The 16,649-nt window shown below is 59.9% G+C and carries 15 protein-coding genes; 4 read left to right on the forward strand and 11 right to left on the reverse strand.

Going from position 1 to position 16,649, the window contains the following annotated elements; all coding sequences use genetic code 11:
• Positions 1-38 precede the first annotated feature (38 nt).
• Positions 39-1,514, reverse strand: a complete 1,476-nt coding sequence (locus BM152_RS10075) for a LysM peptidoglycan-binding domain-containing protein (protein ID WP_158527959.1) — start codon at positions 1,512-1,514, stop codon at positions 39-41.
• 223 nt (positions 1,515-1,737) lie between these two features.
• On the opposite strand from BM152_RS10075, the gene BM152_RS10080 reads away from it, so the two are divergent.
• Positions 1,738-2,331 carry an LOG family protein gene (locus tag BM152_RS10080; protein ID WP_066600094.1) on the forward strand — a complete coding sequence of 198 codons (594 nt, stop codon included), beginning with the start codon at positions 1,738-1,740 and terminating at the stop codon, positions 2,329-2,331.
• On the opposite strand, the gene rarD is transcribed toward BM152_RS10080, so the two are convergent.
• The 3 genes from rarD to BM152_RS10095 form a co-directional block, all read right to left on the reverse strand.
• Positions 2,259-3,209 carry an EamA family transporter RarD gene (rarD, locus tag BM152_RS10085; protein ID WP_066600308.1) on the reverse strand — a complete coding sequence of 317 codons (951 nt, stop codon included), beginning with the start codon at positions 3,207-3,209 and terminating at the stop codon, positions 2,259-2,261. The two genes, BM152_RS10080 and rarD, sit on opposite strands and share 73 nt — an antisense overlap.
• A 91-nt stretch (positions 3,210-3,300) precedes the next feature.
• The gene (locus BM152_RS10090) at positions 3,301-4,149 is read right to left on the reverse strand and encodes a metallophosphoesterase (RefSeq protein ID WP_158527958.1); all 849 of its coding nucleotides are present in this window, start codon (positions 4,147-4,149) and stop codon (positions 3,301-3,303) included.
• A gap of 44 nt (positions 4,150-4,193) precedes the next feature.
• Positions 4,194-4,796 (reverse strand): superoxide dismutase, encoded by a 603-nt coding sequence (locus BM152_RS10095; RefSeq protein WP_066600089.1) that lies wholly within the window; start codon positions 4,794-4,796, stop codon positions 4,194-4,196.
• Between the two features lie 362 nt (positions 4,797-5,158).
• On the opposite strand from BM152_RS10095, the gene BM152_RS10100 reads away from it, so the two are divergent.
• The 3 genes from BM152_RS10100 to BM152_RS10110 are packed head-to-tail and all read left to right on the forward strand — an operon-like array spanning position 5,159 to position 9,308.
• A complete protein-coding gene (locus BM152_RS10100; RefSeq protein ID WP_066600086.1) occupies positions 5,159-6,541 on the forward strand; it encodes an aspartate aminotransferase family protein in 1,383 nt (460 codons plus the stop codon).
• 8 nt (positions 6,542-6,549) lie between these two features.
• Complete coding sequence (locus BM152_RS10105) at positions 6,550-7,851, forward strand: NAD(P)/FAD-dependent oxidoreductase (protein ID WP_066600084.1); 1,302 nt, start codon at positions 6,550-6,552, stop codon at positions 7,849-7,851.
• 17 nt (positions 7,852-7,868) lie between these two features.
• Positions 7,869-9,308: an aldehyde dehydrogenase family protein gene (locus BM152_RS10110; protein ID WP_066600082.1), complete on the forward strand. Its 1,440-nt coding sequence runs from the start codon at positions 7,869-7,871 to the stop codon at positions 9,306-9,308.
• 2 nt (positions 9,309-9,310) lie between these two features.
• Here the strand turns inward: BM152_RS10110 and BM152_RS10115 are convergent, their stop codons facing one another.
• The 7 genes from BM152_RS10115 to BM152_RS10145 all read right to left on the reverse strand — a co-directional run bounded on the left by BM152_RS10115 (position 9,311) and on the right by BM152_RS10145 (position 16,465).
• Positions 9,311-9,976, reverse strand: a complete 666-nt coding sequence (locus tag BM152_RS10115; RefSeq protein WP_066600081.1) for a GntR family transcriptional regulator — start codon at positions 9,974-9,976, stop codon at positions 9,311-9,313.
• A 292-nt stretch (positions 9,977-10,268) separates the two neighbouring features.
• Positions 10,269-10,958, reverse strand: a complete 690-nt coding sequence (gene phoB, locus BM152_RS10120; protein WP_066600079.1) for a phosphate regulon transcriptional regulator PhoB — start codon at positions 10,956-10,958, stop codon at positions 10,269-10,271.
• Positions 10,958-11,686, reverse strand: a complete 729-nt coding sequence (gene phoU / locus BM152_RS10125) for a phosphate signaling complex protein PhoU (protein WP_066600076.1) — start codon at positions 11,684-11,686, stop codon at positions 10,958-10,960. Before phoU ends, phoB begins: the two co-directional genes overlap by 1 nt.
• Before the next feature lie 11 nt (positions 11,687-11,697).
• Complete coding sequence (gene pstB / locus BM152_RS10130) at positions 11,698-12,495, reverse strand: phosphate ABC transporter ATP-binding protein PstB (protein WP_066600072.1); 798 nt, start codon at positions 12,493-12,495, stop codon at positions 11,698-11,700.
• Between the two features lie 19 nt (positions 12,496-12,514).
• Entirely contained in the window at positions 12,515-13,852 is a 1,338-nt protein-coding gene (gene pstA / locus BM152_RS10135) for a phosphate ABC transporter permease PstA (RefSeq protein ID WP_066600068.1), read from the reverse strand.
• Entirely contained in the window at positions 13,852-15,327 is a 1,476-nt protein-coding gene (gene pstC / locus BM152_RS10140) for a phosphate ABC transporter permease subunit PstC (RefSeq protein ID WP_066600066.1), read from the reverse strand. The genes pstA and pstC overlap by 1 nt, the downstream gene beginning before the upstream one ends.
• A gap of 106 nt (positions 15,328-15,433) precedes the next feature.
• A complete protein-coding gene (locus BM152_RS10145; RefSeq protein ID WP_066600059.1) occupies positions 15,434-16,465 on the reverse strand; it encodes a substrate-binding domain-containing protein in 1,032 nt (343 codons plus the stop codon).
• Positions 16,466-16,649: the final 184 nt, after the last annotated feature.

Consider the following 16,649-nt stretch of genomic DNA (forward strand, 5'->3'; position numbering starts at 1 on the left):
CGGCGCGCTTGGATCTGTTCAGAGGATCACGCCCGCGTTCATTCCGGCAGTTGGAAAATCTGCCCCGGATAGATCAGGTCGGGGTCACGGATTTGCGCACGATTGGCATCGAACAGGCGCACATAGAGTAACCCGTCGCCATAGCGTTCGGAAGCAATGCCCCAAAGCGTATTGCCGGGCTGGACAGTGACCGAGGCGATCCGGCTTTGCGCCGCCGCAGGGGTCTCTGCCTGACCCGCTGTGTCAGACGCGGTATCCTCTGACGTCATGGCGTCCTGCTGTGTTGCGCCCGCATCCCCTTGCGCAATCTGTGCCAGTTTGGCGCGGTCTTCGCGCAGGAAAGGGGTTTCGACCCGCGACAGCACCTCGCCCCCCGCATCGACCTGATCGACGCGCAGTTGATAACGTCCGGCGCTGATGTTCGGGAGATCCTGACGCCACTGCCCGTCTGCGCCCGCCACGGACTTGGTCACAAAGACCCCGTCAAGATAGATCAAAAGCGCAGCCTCTGGGCTGGCGCGACCGGAGACAAAGACGCGGCCCTCGGGATCGTAGCTGATGGCATCAATGCGCAGATCGGTTGGCCCCGTGCCCGCCTGTTGCAGCACTTTGACGCCCTCGTCATCGGCCATAAGCACCGTGGGCGCGGCGGCTGTGTTCGGAGGTTGCGGAGCGCTGGGAGTGCCCGTCTCTACATTCAGCGTCTCGACATTCAGCGTGATGTCGGGCTGTGTGGTGCCCTCCTGCGCTTCACTTGCTGTGGTATCCGCCGGAGCCTCCCCTTGAGGTGTATCAAGCGCATCCAGAACATCCGGCGTCTGTCCGGAGAGCACCTGTTCCGCGATGTTGGCCCCGACACCTGCCCCCATGTTTGTGCCGGCCAGACCGTCCGTCTCCGCGCCATGCTCCGCCATCAAAGGCACATCATTGCCCGCATCACGCCCCGCATCGGGGTGCAGCGGATCATCCGGCAGGCCGGTTGTTGCGGGGGAGATGAGAATGGTCTGCGCACTGGCGCTTTCCTCGCTGCCGAAACGGGACACCAGTTGCATTTCGCGCGGCGCATCCGAGGCGGGTAAGTCGAACAGGGCGACAAATTCGCCACGGGCGGAAACTTCGGCCTGTGTGACTTCCTCCCCGTCGATCAGGATGCTGACACGCGCCCCCGGCTCGGCGCGTCCGGCCACGGTGGCGATCCCTGCGGGCGGGATGCGGACAAGATCAAAGGCCGGAAGCATCTGTGCCGCGCGGGTCTCCGGTGCGCTTTCTTCAGAGGGGCTTTCCACTCGGGCGATTTCTTCTGTAGCGCTGACCTCTGGTGTTATGTCTTCTGTGGCGCTGGGCTGGCTCGCAGCTGGTGTGCTCAGTTGTGTGGCGGGAGCCGCCTCATCCACCTGAGACTGCTGAGGTGACGGGAGCGGTCGGGCGAGATAGAGCGTCGCCCCGATCGTGACGACAATCACAGCCGCGCCGACACCGGCGGCAGGCATCATCCATGTATTTGCTTTCGACATTTCCCGTCCCATCCCCATTCCCCTTCTTCAAACCGGCAGCGGTGAAGGGTTACGACAGCCTAAAACCTTTTGCCTCCGGTCTGAAAGCCGGATTTACGCAAAATCCATGCAACCTGCGTGCAAGACTGCCTTTTCCAATCAACTTGTGTTTCAAGTTCATTGCAAAACCTTTAGCAAGGGGTCTAACACGGGTCAAAGACTTCCTTTTTTGAGAGCGAGCACCATGTCCGATCCGGCCAGTTCCATCCCGTCTTCTGCCACACCCTATTCCGTCTGCGTCTATTGCGGCTCGCGTCCGGGCCATAAGGACAGTTATGAAGCCGCGGCTATCGAGACCGGCACGGCGATTGCGCAGGAAGGCTGGCGGCTGGTCTATGGCGCGGGGGATGTCGGGCTGATGGGCGCTGTGGCGCGTGCGGCGCAAAAGTCTGGTGCGGAGACTTTTGGTGTGATCCCTGTGCATCTTTTGCCCAAGGAGCTCGGCAAGCGCGACCTGACGCATTTCATCATCACCGAGACCATGCACGAGCGCAAAAAGGTGATGTTCATGAATTCCGACGCCATCGTGGTACTGCCCGGTGGCGCGGGATCGCTCGACGAGTTTTTCGAAGTGCTGACGTGGAAGCAGATCGGGCTGCATGACAAGCCTATTTTCCTGCTGTCCACGGAGGGCTACTGGAAACCGCTGGAGGCGCTGATCGACCATGTGATTGACGAAGGTTTCGCGCCCCTGTCCACGTCGAGCTATTTTGAAACAGTCGAGACGGTGGAAGAACTTGTCGAGCGTCTGCGCAGCCTGCGTGCGGCGCGTTCCTGACGCAGGGCTTCGAGCGTATAAAGCACCAGTGCCGCCCAGATCAGCGGCATCGCCACCGCATGCCAGTGGGTAAAGGGTTCGGCAAAGACCAACACGGCCAGCAGGAATTGCAGGGTCGAATTCCAGTATTGCCCCATCCCCACCACGGTATAGGTCAAACGGCGCGCGGCGGCGGCAAAGAAGATCAGCGGACCGCCCGTGAAGGCGCCGGAGAGCAGCAATAGAAAACTGTCTGTCAGATCGCGACCAAAGACACCGGCGGCCTGCTCCTCTGATCCGCCCCAGCCCCATAGCGCCGCCCCCACAAGGTAGATCAGCGCGAGAGGCGCGAGAAAGGCGACTTCTGCGGTCACGGAGATCACCGGCCCCGCATCCAGCGATTTTTTGATCGCGCCATAGGCGGAGAAGGTCAGAGCCAGCACCAGCGCCACCCACGGCGGCGCGCCGAGACCGACGCCCAGCACCACAACCGCCAGAGCAGCCAAGGCCAGCGCGGGGTATTGCAGACCTCTGAGCGGTTCCTTGAAGACCACCAGACCGATCAGTGTCGCCACAAGCGGGAAGATGTAATAGCCGAAGGCCGCTTCCAGCGCCTGTCCGGCCTGCACCGCATAGATGAACACGCCCCAGTTGATGCTGATGAGAAAGGCCGCAGGCATGACTTTTTTCAGCCGCGCCCCACTCAAAAGCGCACGCAATTCTCCGAGACGGCCCTGAAGCAGAATCCAGAGGCCGAACAGAACAAAGGTCCAGAGCGTGCGGTGGGCCAGAACCTCCATCGCGGGCACATGGTCCATCGCCTTGTAATAAAGTGGCAGCAGGCCCCAGGATGTCTGGACAATCAGGAGGGCGACGAGGCCCTTTTGCGTTTCAGTCATGCGGTGACAAAGCGCGATTTCACGCGGCTTTGACAAGATGTGAAAATCGCACAAGGGGGCGGCTTGAAACGTCTAAGAGAGAACGGCGGGATCAGGTTGCGGGCCCGCAGAGCGTGACCACGGTGATCTCGGGCGGCATGTTGAACCGGACGGGCAATTCGGAACAGCCGATGCCACCGGAGACAATCATCACGCGCCCGTCAGCCTCGTAACGGCCATAGGAAAACACCTCGTTCTCCGCCGCCATAATGACGGGAGAACGGTTGCCGATGCGGATTTGTCCGCCGTGGGTATGGCCCGACAGCGTCAGGATGCAGTTTGCGGGCACATGGGGGAACAGATCCGGCTCATGGGCCAGAAGCACACAGGGGGCATCGTCCGTGACATGCCGCATGGCCTGCTCCAGATCGTCGAACCCCTCGCCTTCCGGTCCCTCGTCCAGCGGGCGCTGGTCGGCCAGTCCTACGATCCAGACCGCCTGCCCGCCGTCCAGTTCGATTTTCTCCGCTTCGTTGTCCAGAAGCGGCATGTCATGATCCCGAAGCGCGATCTGGGCTTCGCAAGGTGTGTGGGCCTTGGCGGCTTCCATATCCTGCCACCAGTCATGATTGCCCAACACAGAGAAGGTGCCGTATTTGCCCTTGAACGGTTTCAGCGCGCCGATGATGTCATGTTTGGACATCTTGCCCCAAGTGAAACGATGGGCGGCGTAGAAATCACCAAGAACCACCGCAAGCTCGGGCGAGAGCGCATTGGCTTTGCGCACGATCCGGCGCACACGCGAAAGCGGAATTTGCGGTGCACCGGCGTGAAGATCGGAGATTATGACAATCTTCAGCGGCGGACGGTTGCCCCATTCCGGATGACGCACTTCATAGCGTTTGACGCGCAAACGCCATGCCGGCTCGATCCAGAAGGCATAAAAAAGGGCCAGGAGCAAAGCTCCCAGCCCGATAGAGATGAGATATCCCATCTGCACCGCGATCACATGCGCGATGCAACATTTTCCCAGTTCACCAGCTTGTCGAGGAAGTTCGACAGGTAAACGGGACGTTTGTTGCGGAAGTCGATGTAGTAGGAATGTTCCCAAACGTCACAGCCCAGAAGCGCGGTCTGACCGAAGCACAGCGGGTTCACGCCGTTTTCGGTTTTCGTCACTTTGAGCGCACCGTCGGTGTCTTTCACAAGCCATGCCCAGCCGGAGCCGAACTGGCCAGCGCCTGCGGCGGCGAATTCTTCTTTGAACTTGTCGACGGAGCCGAAAGATTCAACCAGAGCTTTTTCCAGCTCGCCCGGCATTTTCTTGTCTTCGCCCGGAGCCATCATTTCCCAGAACTGGGTGTGGTTCCAGTGTTGCGACGCATTGTTGAAGATGCCGTTTTGCGCAACCGCGCCCGCAACGTAGGTGCCTTTGATGACCTCTTCGACCGACTTGCCTTCCCACTCGGTGCCGGCGATCAGCTTGTTGCCGGTCGTGACATAGGCGTTGTGGTGCAGGTCGTGGTGATACTCAAGAGTCTCTTTGGACATGCCAAGATCGGCAAGCCCATCGTGAGCATAGGGAAGATCGGGAAGTTCAAAAGCCATTGGGGCCTCCATATCAGAATTTGTGCGTTTCTGTCGGCATATACCTGAGGCCATGACCGTCCGGGGTCAAGGGTGAAACACGGAATTCATTACAGAAACGGCGAAGAATGGCTCTTCTTAACGCGCGGATTTCCCTTTGTCGCCACAAACCCTGCGCCTGCCCTGAAAACACCCCGAAATCCCGCTTGGAAACGCCCCGTCAAATCACCGTCCTTGACGCTTAAATAATTTGATCATATTTCTGCAGGAGCAGTATTTTACGGATCCTTGATCTGTCCACCCTCAAAACCGACCGGACCATCAGACAGGCGCCGCCCGTGCGCGTTGCGCAGATGGTAAGCCGATAGAAAAGGACCAGACGCATGAGCGACAACCACCTGCCCACCGCAGAGCTTCAGGCGCTTGACGCCGCCCATCACATGCACCCTTTCACGGATGGTTACGAACTGGCACAAAAAGGTGCGCGTATCATCACCAAGGCCAATGGCGTCTGGCTCACCGACAGCGAGGGAGAGGAAATTCTCGACGCAATGGCGGGCCTCTGGTGCGTCAATATCGGCTACGGGCGCGAGGAACTGGCCGAGGTGGCTGCGCGTCAGATGAAGCAGCTGCCCTATTACAACACCTTCTTCCAGACCTCCCATGTGCCTGCGATCATGCTGGCCAAGAAACTGGCCGAGCTTGCGCCGGGGGATCTGAACCATGTGTTCTTTAATGGCTCCGGCTCGGATTCCAACGACACCAATCTGCGCATGGTGCGTCATTACTGGGCGCTCAAGGGCCAGCCGGAGCGGTTCAATGTGATTGCACGCTGGAACGGCTATCACGGCTCGACCATGGGCAGCGGCTCTCTGGGCGGGATGCGCGGCATTCATGCCCAAGGCGGCTTGCCGATCCCCGGCATCCATCACATCGACCAGCCTGACTGGTGGTCCGAAGGCGGCGAGATGAGTCCCGAAGACTTCGGCCTGCAACGGGCGCAGGAGCTTGAAAAGAAGATCCTCGAACTCGGCCCCGAAACCGTGGCCGCCTTTATCGCGGAACCGGTTCAGGGCGCGGGCGGCGTGATCGTGCCGCCGGAAACCTACTGGCCGGAAATCCAACGCATCGTGGATAAATACGACATTCTCATGATTGTGGACGAGGTGATCACCGGTTTTGGCCGCACGGGCAACTGGTTCGGTTGTGAGACTATGGGCATCACGCCTTACATCATGACCTGTGCCAAGGGCATCACCTCCGGCTATATCCCGCTTGGCGCATCTCTTGTCTCCGACAGGATCGCCGAGGTGATCAACGGCAGCGAGTTTGCCCACGGCTACACCTATGCGGGCCATCCGGTGGCCTGTGCCGTGGCGCTCGAAAACATCCGCCTGCTCGAAGAAGAGGGCATTGTCGAACGCGCAGGCAAGGAGATCGCCCCCTATCTCAAAGCAAAATGGGAAGCCCTCACCGATCACCCGCTTGTGGGCGAGGCCAAGATCGTCGGGCTCATGGGCTCCATTGCCCTGACGCCGGACAAGGCCAGCCGCGCGCCGTTCAAGGCCCCTGCGGGCAGCGTGGGTGTGATCTGTCGCGAGCGGTGCTTTGCCAACAATCTGGTGATGCGCCATGTGGGCGATCGCATGGTGATCTCCCCGCCGCTGACCATCACCAAAGCAGAGGTGGACATGTTGATCGAACGGGCACGCACATCGCTTGACGAGACTTTCGAGCGGATCAAGGCGGAGGGGCTATACGCCTGAGTTCCGGCATGGACATCCTGACCATCAACGACCGGCCCGGTGAACACGCCCCGTCATGGTATGCGGCCACGGCAGAGGCCCCCGGCCCCTATCCGGTCGCAACCGGCGCGGTAAAGGCCGATGTCTGTGTCGTGGGTGGCGGCTATGCGGGTCTGTCCACGGCGCTGCATCTGGCGCGACGCGGGCTGGACGTGGTGCTGCTGGAAGCCTCGCGCATCGGTTCGGGCGCGTCAGGGCGCAATGGCGGTCAGGTCTCTATGGGACAGCGGCTGGAACAGGGCGATCTCGAAGAACAGCTTGGTCCGGATCAGGCGCGTGTGCTTTGGGATATGGGTGCGCAGGCCGTGGATCTGGTCAAGACGCTGCTGCGCGAGAGCGGCGATGACTGCGACTGGCGCGACGGGGTGATCCACGCCAATCACCGCGCACGGTTCTCTGACGAGTCCAAAGCCCATGTCGCGCATATGCACAGGGTCTATGGCTATGACAAAATCCGCTATCTCGACCGTGACGCGGTGCGCTATGAGACCGGCTCGGAAGATTACCACTCCGGCACGCTGGATATGGGATCAGGCCACCTGCACCCGCTGCGCTACGCCTTCGCCATCGCGCGACTGGCCGAGGGTGCAGGGGCACGGCTCCATGAGATGTCGCGGGTCACACGCATCGAGACCACGGGCAAACCGCGCATCCATACCGACAAGGCCGTGATCGAGGCGGATCATCTGGTCATGGCGCTCAATGGCTATCACAACAACATGACCCCCGATGTGGCGCGTCATGTGATGCCGATCAACAATTTCATCGCCGTGACAGAGCCCCTGCCCGCTGACCTCGCCGCCAAGCTGACGCCCAACCGTCACGCCGTGGCGGATTCGCGCTTTGTCATCAATTACTTCCGCATGTCTCCCGACAACCGGATGATTTTCGGCGGCGGGGAAAGCTACGGCTACAAATTCCCCTCCGACTTGCGCGCCAAGGTGCGCGGGCCGATGTCGGGGGTCTATCCCGAATTGAAAGACATCACACTCGATTACGCATGGGGCGGCACGCTGGGCATCACCATGTCGCGGCTGCCGCATTTCACACGGCTCGGCCCTGCGGCCATGTCCGTCTCCGGCTTTTCCGGTCAAGGGGTCGCGCTGGCCACGCTGGCCGGACAGATTGCCGCCGAGACGGTGGAAGGACAGGCGGCACGGTTCGACCTGTTCCGGTCCCTGCCCGCCCCGCGCTTTCCCGGCGGACCACGGCTGCGCACACCGCTTCTGGCGGCGGCGATGACGTGGTATGCTCTCAGAGATAAATTTTAACACAGGATGAGGCGACAATGACGGAGTTGAAAACCGACCGGTTCTATATCAACGGAGATTGGGTTGCGTCTCAGGGCGGGACCATGATGGAGGTCATCAACCCCGCCACGGAGGAAGTCTTTGCCGAGGTGGCAATGGGCACAGCGGCCGATGTGGACGCCGCGGTTCAGGCCGCGAAAGCCGCCTTTCCGTCCTTTTCCAAAACCACGAAAGCCGAGCGGCTCGACCTGCTGGGCGCGATCCGCGAGGTCTATCAGAAGCGCTACGACGAAATGTCGATGCTGATCACCGAGGAAATGGGCGCGCCGATTTCGCTCTCCGACCGCGCACAGGCGGCAGTGGGCATCGGTCATCTCGACGGGGTGGTCAAGGCGCTTGAATCCTTCGACTTCGAACACCGCAACGCGCCGAGTGATCTGATCCTGCATGAGCCTATTGGCGTGTGCGGCTTCATCACGCCGTGGAACTGGCCGATCAACCAGATCGCGCTGAAGGTCATTCCGGCGCTGGCGGCGGGCTGCACGATGGTGTTGAAACCCTCGGAACTCACACCAATGAACGCGCTGCTCTATGCCGAAATCCTGCATGAGGCGGGGGTGCCGAAAGGTGTGTTCAACCTCGTCAACGGCGACGGGACGACCGTGGGCGCTGCGATCTCCGCGCATCCCGATGTGGCGATGGTCTCCTTCACAGGATCGACCCGCGCAGGCGTGGAGATTTCCAAAGCCGCCGCCCCGACCATCAAACGCGTGACGCTGGAACTCGGGGGCAAGTCTCCCAACATCCTGCTCGACGATTGCGATTTCGAGGAGGCGGTAAAACGCGGCGTGCGTCATTGCTTCCAGAACACCGGCCAAAGCTGTAACGCGCCGACACGGATGCTGGTCCCGCAAAGCCATTACGAGACGGCTATGGAGATTGCCAAAGACGTGGCCGAGAGCACCAAGGTCGATCTGCCCACGCAAACGGGCAATCACATCGGCCCACTGGTTTCACAGATGCAATACGACCGCGTGCAAAGTCTCATTCAGGCCGGCATCGAAGAAGGCGCACGGCTGATTGCGGGTGGTCCGGGGCGGCCCGAAGGATTCAACCGTGGCTATTTCGTCCGCCCGACCGTGTTCGGAGATGTGCGCAATGACATGCGCATCGCGCAGGAGGAAGTCTTCGGCCCTGTTCTGGTGATGATCGCCTATGAGGACGAGGCGGATGCGATCCGGATCGCCAATGACACGCCCTACGGGTTGGCAGCCTATATCCAGACAGGCGCAAGCGCGGACAGTCAGACGCGCGGTTTGGCGATGGCGCGGGAAATTCGCGCGGGCATGGTGCATCTGAACGGCTCGGATATTTCCTACGGCTCACCTTTCGGCGGCTACAAACTCTCGGGAAATGGTCGCGAAGGCGGCGTTTACGGCATTGAAGATTTCTGTGAAATCAAAGCCATATCGACCTAATCTCACGTAGCATCTGCGCTTTCGGCCACGATAGCGCGGATGTTTTCCATCCCTTGCAGAATATCACGCCGGATTGCCTCGCCCACGGCCTCTGTATCCCCGTCCCGCAGGGCCTGGATGGCGACCTGATGCATGTCCGGCAGGTTTTGCGAGCCGAACCGCGTGCACATCACTCGCAGCGCAGGACCGGAGCGCAGCCACAGCGAGTCCACCATAGGGCCGATCACCTCCGTGCGTGCGGCCTTGTAGAGCATCATATGAAACCGGTGGTTGTGGATCATATAGCCACGCATATCGCCCATACGCATGGCCTCATCGATCTCGCGGTCCACCAGCGTGAGCGCGGCGATGGCGCCCTCGTCCATCTGAGCCGCCCCGCGCCGTGCCAGTTCCGGCTCCAGAGCCAGACGGGCAAAGATCAACTCGTCCACCTCGGACAGGCTCAACACGGGCACGGTCACCCGACGGTTGCCATGAAACACCAAAGCGCCTTCGGAAGTCAGTCGCCGGATCGCCTCGCGCACGGGGGTCATGCCCGCATCCAGACGGTCCGTCAGCCCCTGAATCGTCACCGGTTCCCCCGGCACCAGATCGCCGGAGAGGATCAATTCCCTGATCCCGCGATAGGTGCGCAGATGTGCGGGTTCCTTGGTGAGAATGGCAGTCATGATGTCCGGACCTCGTGAAATTTGCTCAAATGAAAACCTGTGCATTGACCTCTATACATGAGTTGAGTGCGAAAGGCCCGCCTCGTCAATGCTTTGCAGAGCGTTTCTCGAAAACCCGCGATCACTTGCCAGTGCGCAACGCCTGTATTCGGCCTGTATCGGGTTTATATCGCCCTGTTCTTTCCGACCGTCGAGCAGTTCCGCGCAGAAATACGAAAAAATGCGTCAAACCAGAACGATTTGACGCATTTCTCATCTGTTTTGTCAGGTTGGAAAACCTCTACGCGAGGAATTAACCCAAAGCATAGCCTGCGCCGCGCACCGTGCGCACCGGATCTTCGCCACCGTGCTGGCACAAAGCCTTGCGGAGCCGACCGATATGAACATCGACCGTGCGGGTGTCCACATAGATGTCACGCCCCCAGACCCGATCCAGAAGCTGTTCACGCGACCAGACGCGGCCCGGCTTCTCCATGAAGGTGGACAGGAGACGGAATTCTGTCGGGCCGAGCTTCAGAGACTCTTCGCCACGGGTCACGCGGTGGGTCTCGGAATCCAGTCGGATGTCCTGAAACTCCAGCACCAAACCTGTGGAGGCCGGACGCACGCGACGCAACTGTGTGCGCACACGCGCCATCAACTCAATCACCGAGTAGGGCTTGACCACATAATCGTCGGCACCGGTCTCCAGTCCGCGCACCCGATCCACCTCTTCGGAACGCGCCGAGAGCATGATGATCGGAATATCACGCGTGTCGGGGCGGGTTTTCAGGCGGCGACAGATTTCGATGCCCGAGACCCCCGGAAGCATCCAGTCCAGCACGATGATGTCGGGGCTGTCCTCGTCCACATAAAGCAGCGCGTCATCACCGTTCTCGGCTTTCGAGACGGCAAACCCTTCGGCTTCGAGGTTATAGGCGAGAACTTCCCGTTGTGCGGGCTCGTCCTCGACCACAAGAACGCGAGGTTGATCGGCAGACATCAGGCGTCCTCCACACCCAGATCGGGTTGCGAGGAGGTCACATCCCCTTTCGGGCGTGCATCATCGGGCATTTCGCCGGTGGTGAGGTAGATCACCTGTTCGGCAATCGAGGTGGCGTGATCGCCCATGCGCTCGATGTTCTTGGCGATGAAATGCAGGTGCATACAGGCGGTGATGTTGCGCGGATCTTCCATCATATAGGTCAGGAATTCGCGGAACAAAGCGTTATACATCTGGTCCACATCAAGGTCGCGGTGGCGGACTTCGCTGGCCAGACCTTCGTCGCGCTGGATATAGGCATCAAGTGCGAGACGCAGCATTTCCTCGACCTCGCGCGCCATGCGGCGGATGGAGGGCGCGGCCCCTTCGATGGGCGACATGTTGACCAGAACACCGGTGCGCTTGGCAAGGTTCTTGGCATAGTCACCACAGCGCTCAAGATTGGTGGAGATTTTCATCACCGTCAGAACCGTGCGCAAATCACCCGCTGTCGGAGAGCGCAACGCCAGAAGACGCGCGGCCTCCTCGTTCACGTCTTCTTCAAGCTTGTCGATAGCGACGTCGGCTTTGCGCACCTTTTCGGCCAATTCCACATCGCGCTCTTCAAGCGCTTGTGCGGCATCCTTGATGGCGACTTCGACTAAACCGCCCATTTTCATGATCATCGCCTGAATGGATTCGAGATCGCGGTCGAACGCCGAGGCAATATGTTTGCTGTCGTTATGCATGGGTCTCTCCCTTAGCCGATCCGGCCAGTGATATAGCTTTCGGTGCGTTCATCTTGCGGATTGGTGAAAATCTGTTCCGTGTCACCGTATTCCACAAGGTTGCCCAAGTGGAAGAACGCGGTTTTCTGGCTGACGCGGGCGGCCTGTTGCATGGAGTGGGTCACGATGACGACGGAGAAGTTCTCGCGCAGCTCGTCGATGAGTTCCTCGACCTGCAAGGTGGCAATCGGGTCCAGCGCGGAACAGGGTTCGTCCATCAGGAGCACTTCCGGCTCGGTCGCGACAGCGCGCGCGATACACAGACGCTGTTGCTGCCCACCCGACAGACCGGTGCCCGGCGCATCAAGACGGTCTTTGACCTCGTCCCAGATCGCCCCGCGACGCAGGGCTTTTTCAACGATCTCGTCGAGATCGGCCTTGTTCTTCGCCAGACCGTGAATGCGCGGGCCATAGGCGATGTTGTCATAGATCGACTTCGGGAACGGGTTCGGACGCTGGAACACCATGCCCACCTTGGCGCGAAGCTGCACCGGATCGACGCGCTTGTCGTAGATGTCTTCGCCATCAAGCAGGATATTGCCCTCCACGCGGCAGATGTCGATCGTATCGTTCATCCGGTTCAGACAACGCAGGAAGGTCGACTTGCCACAGCCCGACGGACCGATAAAGGCGGTCACGGTCTTGTCGCGGATCTCCACATCGACATCCTTGATCGCATGGGTATCGCCGTAGAAAACTTGCACGCCTTTGGCAGAGATTTTTGTGTCGTTCATATCCACGTCTTTTCTCACAATTCGCATATCGTTCATAGCTCTGTCCTCAACTCGTTTACCAACGGCGCTCGAAGCGGCGGCGCAGGATGACAGCGATGATGTTCATCGTCATCAGGAACATAAGAAGGATGATGATCCCGCCCCAGGCACGTTCATAATACGCAGGGTCGGCACGTTTCGCCCATTCGTAAATCTGGGCCGGCATCGCGGAGTTCGGGTCCAGAAAGCCGCCGAGAAAGCCGTCAGGCATGTCAGAGGCGATGTAGCCCACCATCCCGATCAGCAGAAGCGGCGCGGTTTCGCCCAGAGCCTGCGCCAGACCGATGATGGTCCCCGTCAGGATGCCCGGCATGGCCAGCGGCAGCACATGGTGGAAGACCGACTGCATCTTGGAGGCGCCCACACCCAAAGCCGCGTCGCGGATCGAGGGCGGCACGGCCTTGAGGCTTGCCCGCGTCGAGATGATGATCGTCGGCAGCGTCATAAGCGTCAGCACGAGCCCCCCTACCAGCGGCGCGGATTGCGGCAGATGCGCGAACTGGATGAACACGGCCAGACCGAGGATACCGAAGACGATGGAGGGCACGGCGGCGAGGTTGGAGATGTTCACCTCGATGAGATCGGTCCAGCGGTTTTGCGGCGCGAATTCCTCAAGATAGATCGACGCGGCCACCCCGATGGGCAGAGCGCAGAGCAACACCACCAGCATCATGAAGAACGACCCGACCATTGCCACGCCCATACCCGCCTGTTCGGGACGGCTCTCGGAGGCATCGGCACCGGTGATGAAATCCCAGTTAAAGCTCTTTTTCACGATCCCCGCGTCACGCAACCCGTCAACGAGATCGAAATGCTCGGCGTCGATGTTCTTGTCACGCTCCACGCTCTCGCGGGTCACACGGCCTTTGAGGTAGCCGTCCACACGCGAGGTCGCCAGCACGCGAAACTCGATGGTCTGGCCGATAAGATCGGGATTGGCGATCACCTCGTCGCGCAGCTGTGCCGCCGCAGAGGCCGAAATCAGCGCCTTCATGTCACCGCGTTTGGTGAAGGGGGTCTCGATCCCCTGCGCCTGCACCATGTCGAACACGGCCTGCTGGATCAGAGGGTTGTAGCCGAAGGTCGACACTTTCTTGATGTCTTCGATGTCGCGGTTGCCCGCTTTGTCGAGTTTGGTCTCGTCCAGATGGACCGGCACGGTGAGGAAGGTCTGCTGAAACGCGCCCGTCCCGTTGGAGAAGATCGCGGTCAGCAGGATCACCAGAAACACCAGCCCCGTGGCAATCGCGGCAATCCCGAAAAAGCGGAAACGTTTTTCTGCGGCGTTGCGTTTTGCGGTGCGGGCGTCCTGAACGAGCAGGGAGTTGGCGGGATTGTTCATAGCATCAGACATCAGTCATATTGCTCCCGATATTTGCGCACGATGTAGAGCGCGAAGACGTTAAGGGCGAGGGTCAGGACAAAGAGCGTCATGCCAAGGGCAAAGGCCACAAGGGCTTCGGGCGAGGCAAAGTCGCTGTCGCCGGTGAGCTGGCTGACGATCTTGGCGGTGACCGTGGTCATGGCTTCAAACGGGTTGAGCGACAGGCTGGCGGCGGCCCCTGCCCCCATCACCACGATCATGGTCTCGCCGATAGCACGCGAGGCGGCCAGAAGCACAGCCCCCACGATCCCCGGCAAGGCCGCTGGCAGAACCACCTGTTTGATGGTCTCCGATTGCGTGGCCCCCAGACCGTAAGAGCCGTCACGCATGGCCTGAGGCACGGCGTTGATAATGTCGTCGGACAGCGAGGACACGAAGGGAATAAGCATGATCCCCATAGCAATCCCTGCGGTCATCACGGCGCGCTGGCCTTGCATCCAGCCAAGCCCGCCATCATCCCCGAAGACACTCAGAAGCATCGGCCCGAGGGTCAGCAAGGCGAAAAGCCCGTAAACAATGGTCGGAATACCAGCCAGAACCTCAAGCATCGGTTTTGCAAAGGCACGCACTTTCGGTCCGGCATATTCGGAGAGGTAGATCGCGGCGAAGAGCCCGATGGGCACGGCCACCAGAAGCGCCACGATGGAGATGTAGAACGTCCCCCACAACAGCGGCAGAACACCAAGCGCCGAAGACCCGCCACGGCCAGAGAAACTCGGCGACCATTCCAGAAGCGTGAAGAAGTCCAGCGCCGGATAGAGTTTGAAGAATTCGACCGTGTTGAAGATCAGCGACAGAACGATGCCCAAAGTGGTCAGAACCGCAACAGAGGCCCCTGCCATCAACATCGCCAGAATGCTGCGCTCGACAATATTGCGGGCGCGGAAATCCTTGTGGCTCTCCTTGAGCCCCCAGAGCAGTCCGGCCAGAGCGACAAGGATCACCAGAGCGCTGCGGACCAGTTTGCCGGAGCCGTTCATGACGCGATATTTCTGCGCGGCGGCCAGAACCGGTTGGGTGATGTTCGAGGTCACGACCTGCCCTGCATCTTTCAGACGCTGGGTGATGTCGGTGAAATCCGTGCGCGCGTTGCGTGCAGCGGATTCGTCCATGAGGCCTTCGTTCACAAGATGGTCGATCCCGTCCGCTGTGCGGCGCACTTCGGCCATCACGAGGCCAAGATTGGATCCTTCGGCAATTTCACTTTCCGGGATCATGGAGGAGACCGTCTTATTGATGATGAGGGGCTGAACGATGAGCGCAAGCACCAGCACGAGAAAGGCGGGAACCGCCGCTTTCAGCGCCACGTTCCAGCCATAGTAGCCCGGAAGAGAATGAAGGTGACGTGCGTCGCCCCCCGCGCTTTGCATCGCGCGCCCGCGTCCGATCACATAGCCCGAGGCCGCGATCGCGAGTACGATTAAGACCAACCAGAGAAAAGGCATTGCCACCCCGTATGAAGTTTAAGTTGAAAAAGGTCTCAAAGAGGACGGGGCGGCGGGCATGCCGCCCCGACTATGGGCAAGGCACCTAAGAGAGGTGCCGGAAAACTTACTGCATCACGTCTTCAGCAGCGACAGCAGCCTGTGTGGCGGCCAGTTCTGGGTCGGACACAAGGCCGTATTCCGCAAGCGGGCCATCGGGGCCAGCGATCTCGTCGGAGACAAAGAATTCAGCGAATTCTTTCAGACCCGGGATCACGCCGATGTGGGCTTTTTTCACATAGAAGTAGAGCGGACGGGAGACAGGGTATTCGCCGGAAGCGATGGTTTCTGTCGTCGGCTCGACACCGGACATGGTGGCCACTTTGAGCTTGTCGGTGTTGTTCTCGTAGAAGGCCAGACCGAAGACGCCGATGCCGTTGGAGTTGGCGTCGATGGAGGCGAGCGTCTCGGTGTAGTCGCCGTCGATGTCCACAGCGCGACCATCGGAGGCCACAGCGAGACATGCGTCTTCTGCGTCATCTTCGGACATGCCGCCAGCGATCATGGCTTCCATTGCGCCAGTGGCTTCACAGCCTGCGGCGATCACTTTTTCTTCGAACACTTCACGGGTGCCGTGCTTGGTGCCCGGAATGAAGGCAAGAATGTCTTCGGCCGGAAGATCGGCGTTGAAGTCGGACCACTGTTTGTAGGGGTTGTCGACCAGCGCACCGTCGACGACAACTTTCGGTGCCAGAGCGTTGAAAATGTCGGAAGGCGTGAAGGTGGTGTAAGCCGGACCGTCGAGCTGCGAAGCAAACACGATGCCATCATAGCCGATGCGCACTTCGATGATGTCGGTCACACCGTTTTCGGCACAGGCCGCAATTTCCTTGTCGCGGATTTTGCGCGATGCGTTGGCAATGTCGGTTTGCTCTTCGCCAACACCTTGGCAGAAACGTTTGAGACCTGCGGAAGACCCGCCGGATTCCACGACCGGTGTCGGGAAGTCAAAGTTCTCGCCAAAGGCTTCGGCCACGATGGAGGCATAGGGAAGAACTGTGGAGGACCCGGCGACTTGCACCTGATCACGGGCAGAGGCTGCGGAGGCCGAAACGGCTGCGATCGCGATCGCGGAAGCGGTCAGTTTCACAAAGGACATGGTTTGCTCCTGAATTTGCATAATGTCCGAGAGCGGTATTGCTCTCTTGCAGGCGGTTTAGGCGGTGGCTGCAATGCTTTTGTGAAACTTATGTAACAGTTACATGACAGATGACGTGTTTTTCCTAGACATCTTGTCAATTTGCGCAGGAAACGCCCCCGAACGGGGCTATTACGCGGAGTTT

Origin of the sequence: Celeribacter halophilus, from assembly GCF_900114135.1 — a bacterium.
GTDB lineage: Bacteria > Pseudomonadota > Alphaproteobacteria > Rhodobacterales > Rhodobacteraceae > Celeribacter > Celeribacter halophilus.

What these genes read in the sequence shown, in the direction of transcription:
- BM152_RS10145 (WP_066600059.1), bottom strand. Translation starts at nt 16,465, where the DNA reads ATGTCCTTTGTGAAACTGACCGCTTCCGCGATCGCGATCGCAGCCGTT.
- BM152_RS10095 (WP_066600089.1), bottom strand. Translation starts at nt 4,796, where the DNA reads ATGGCTTTTGAACTTCCCGATCTTCCCTATGCTCACGATGGGCTTGCC.
- pstB (WP_066600072.1), bottom strand. Translation starts at nt 12,495, where the DNA reads ATGAACGATATGCGAATTGTGAGAAAAGACGTGGATATGAACGACACA.
- BM152_RS10110 (WP_066600082.1), top strand. Translation starts at nt 7,869, where the DNA reads ATGACGGAGTTGAAAACCGACCGGTTCTATATCAACGGAGATTGGGTT.
- rarD (WP_066600308.1), bottom strand. Translation starts at nt 3,209, where the DNA reads ATGACTGAAACGCAAAAGGGCCTCGTCGCCCTCCTGATTGTCCAGACA.
- phoU (WP_066600076.1), bottom strand. Translation starts at nt 11,686, where the DNA reads ATGCATAACGACAGCAAACATATTGCCTCGGCGTTCGACCGCGATCTC.
- BM152_RS10075 (WP_158527959.1), bottom strand. Translation starts at nt 1,514, where the DNA reads ATGTCGAAAGCAAATACATGGATGATGCCTGCCGCCGGTGTCGGCGCG.
- pstC (WP_066600066.1), bottom strand. Translation starts at nt 15,327, where the DNA reads ATGCCTTTTCTCTGGTTGGTCTTAATCGTACTCGCGATCGCGGCCTCG.
- BM152_RS10115 (WP_066600081.1), bottom strand. Translation starts at nt 9,976, where the DNA reads ATGACTGCCATTCTCACCAAGGAACCCGCACATCTGCGCACCTATCGC.
- BM152_RS10105 (WP_066600084.1), top strand. Translation starts at nt 6,550, where the DNA reads ATGGACATCCTGACCATCAACGACCGGCCCGGTGAACACGCCCCGTCA.
- phoB (WP_066600079.1), bottom strand. Translation starts at nt 10,958, where the DNA reads ATGTCTGCCGATCAACCTCGCGTTCTTGTGGTCGAGGACGAGCCCGCA.
- BM152_RS10100 (WP_066600086.1), top strand. Translation starts at nt 5,159, where the DNA reads ATGAGCGACAACCACCTGCCCACCGCAGAGCTTCAGGCGCTTGACGCC.
- BM152_RS10080 (WP_066600094.1), top strand. Translation starts at nt 1,738, where the DNA reads ATGTCCGATCCGGCCAGTTCCATCCCGTCTTCTGCCACACCCTATTCC.
- pstA (WP_066600068.1), bottom strand. Translation starts at nt 13,852, where the DNA reads ATGTCTGATGCTATGAACAATCCCGCCAACTCCCTGCTCGTTCAGGAC.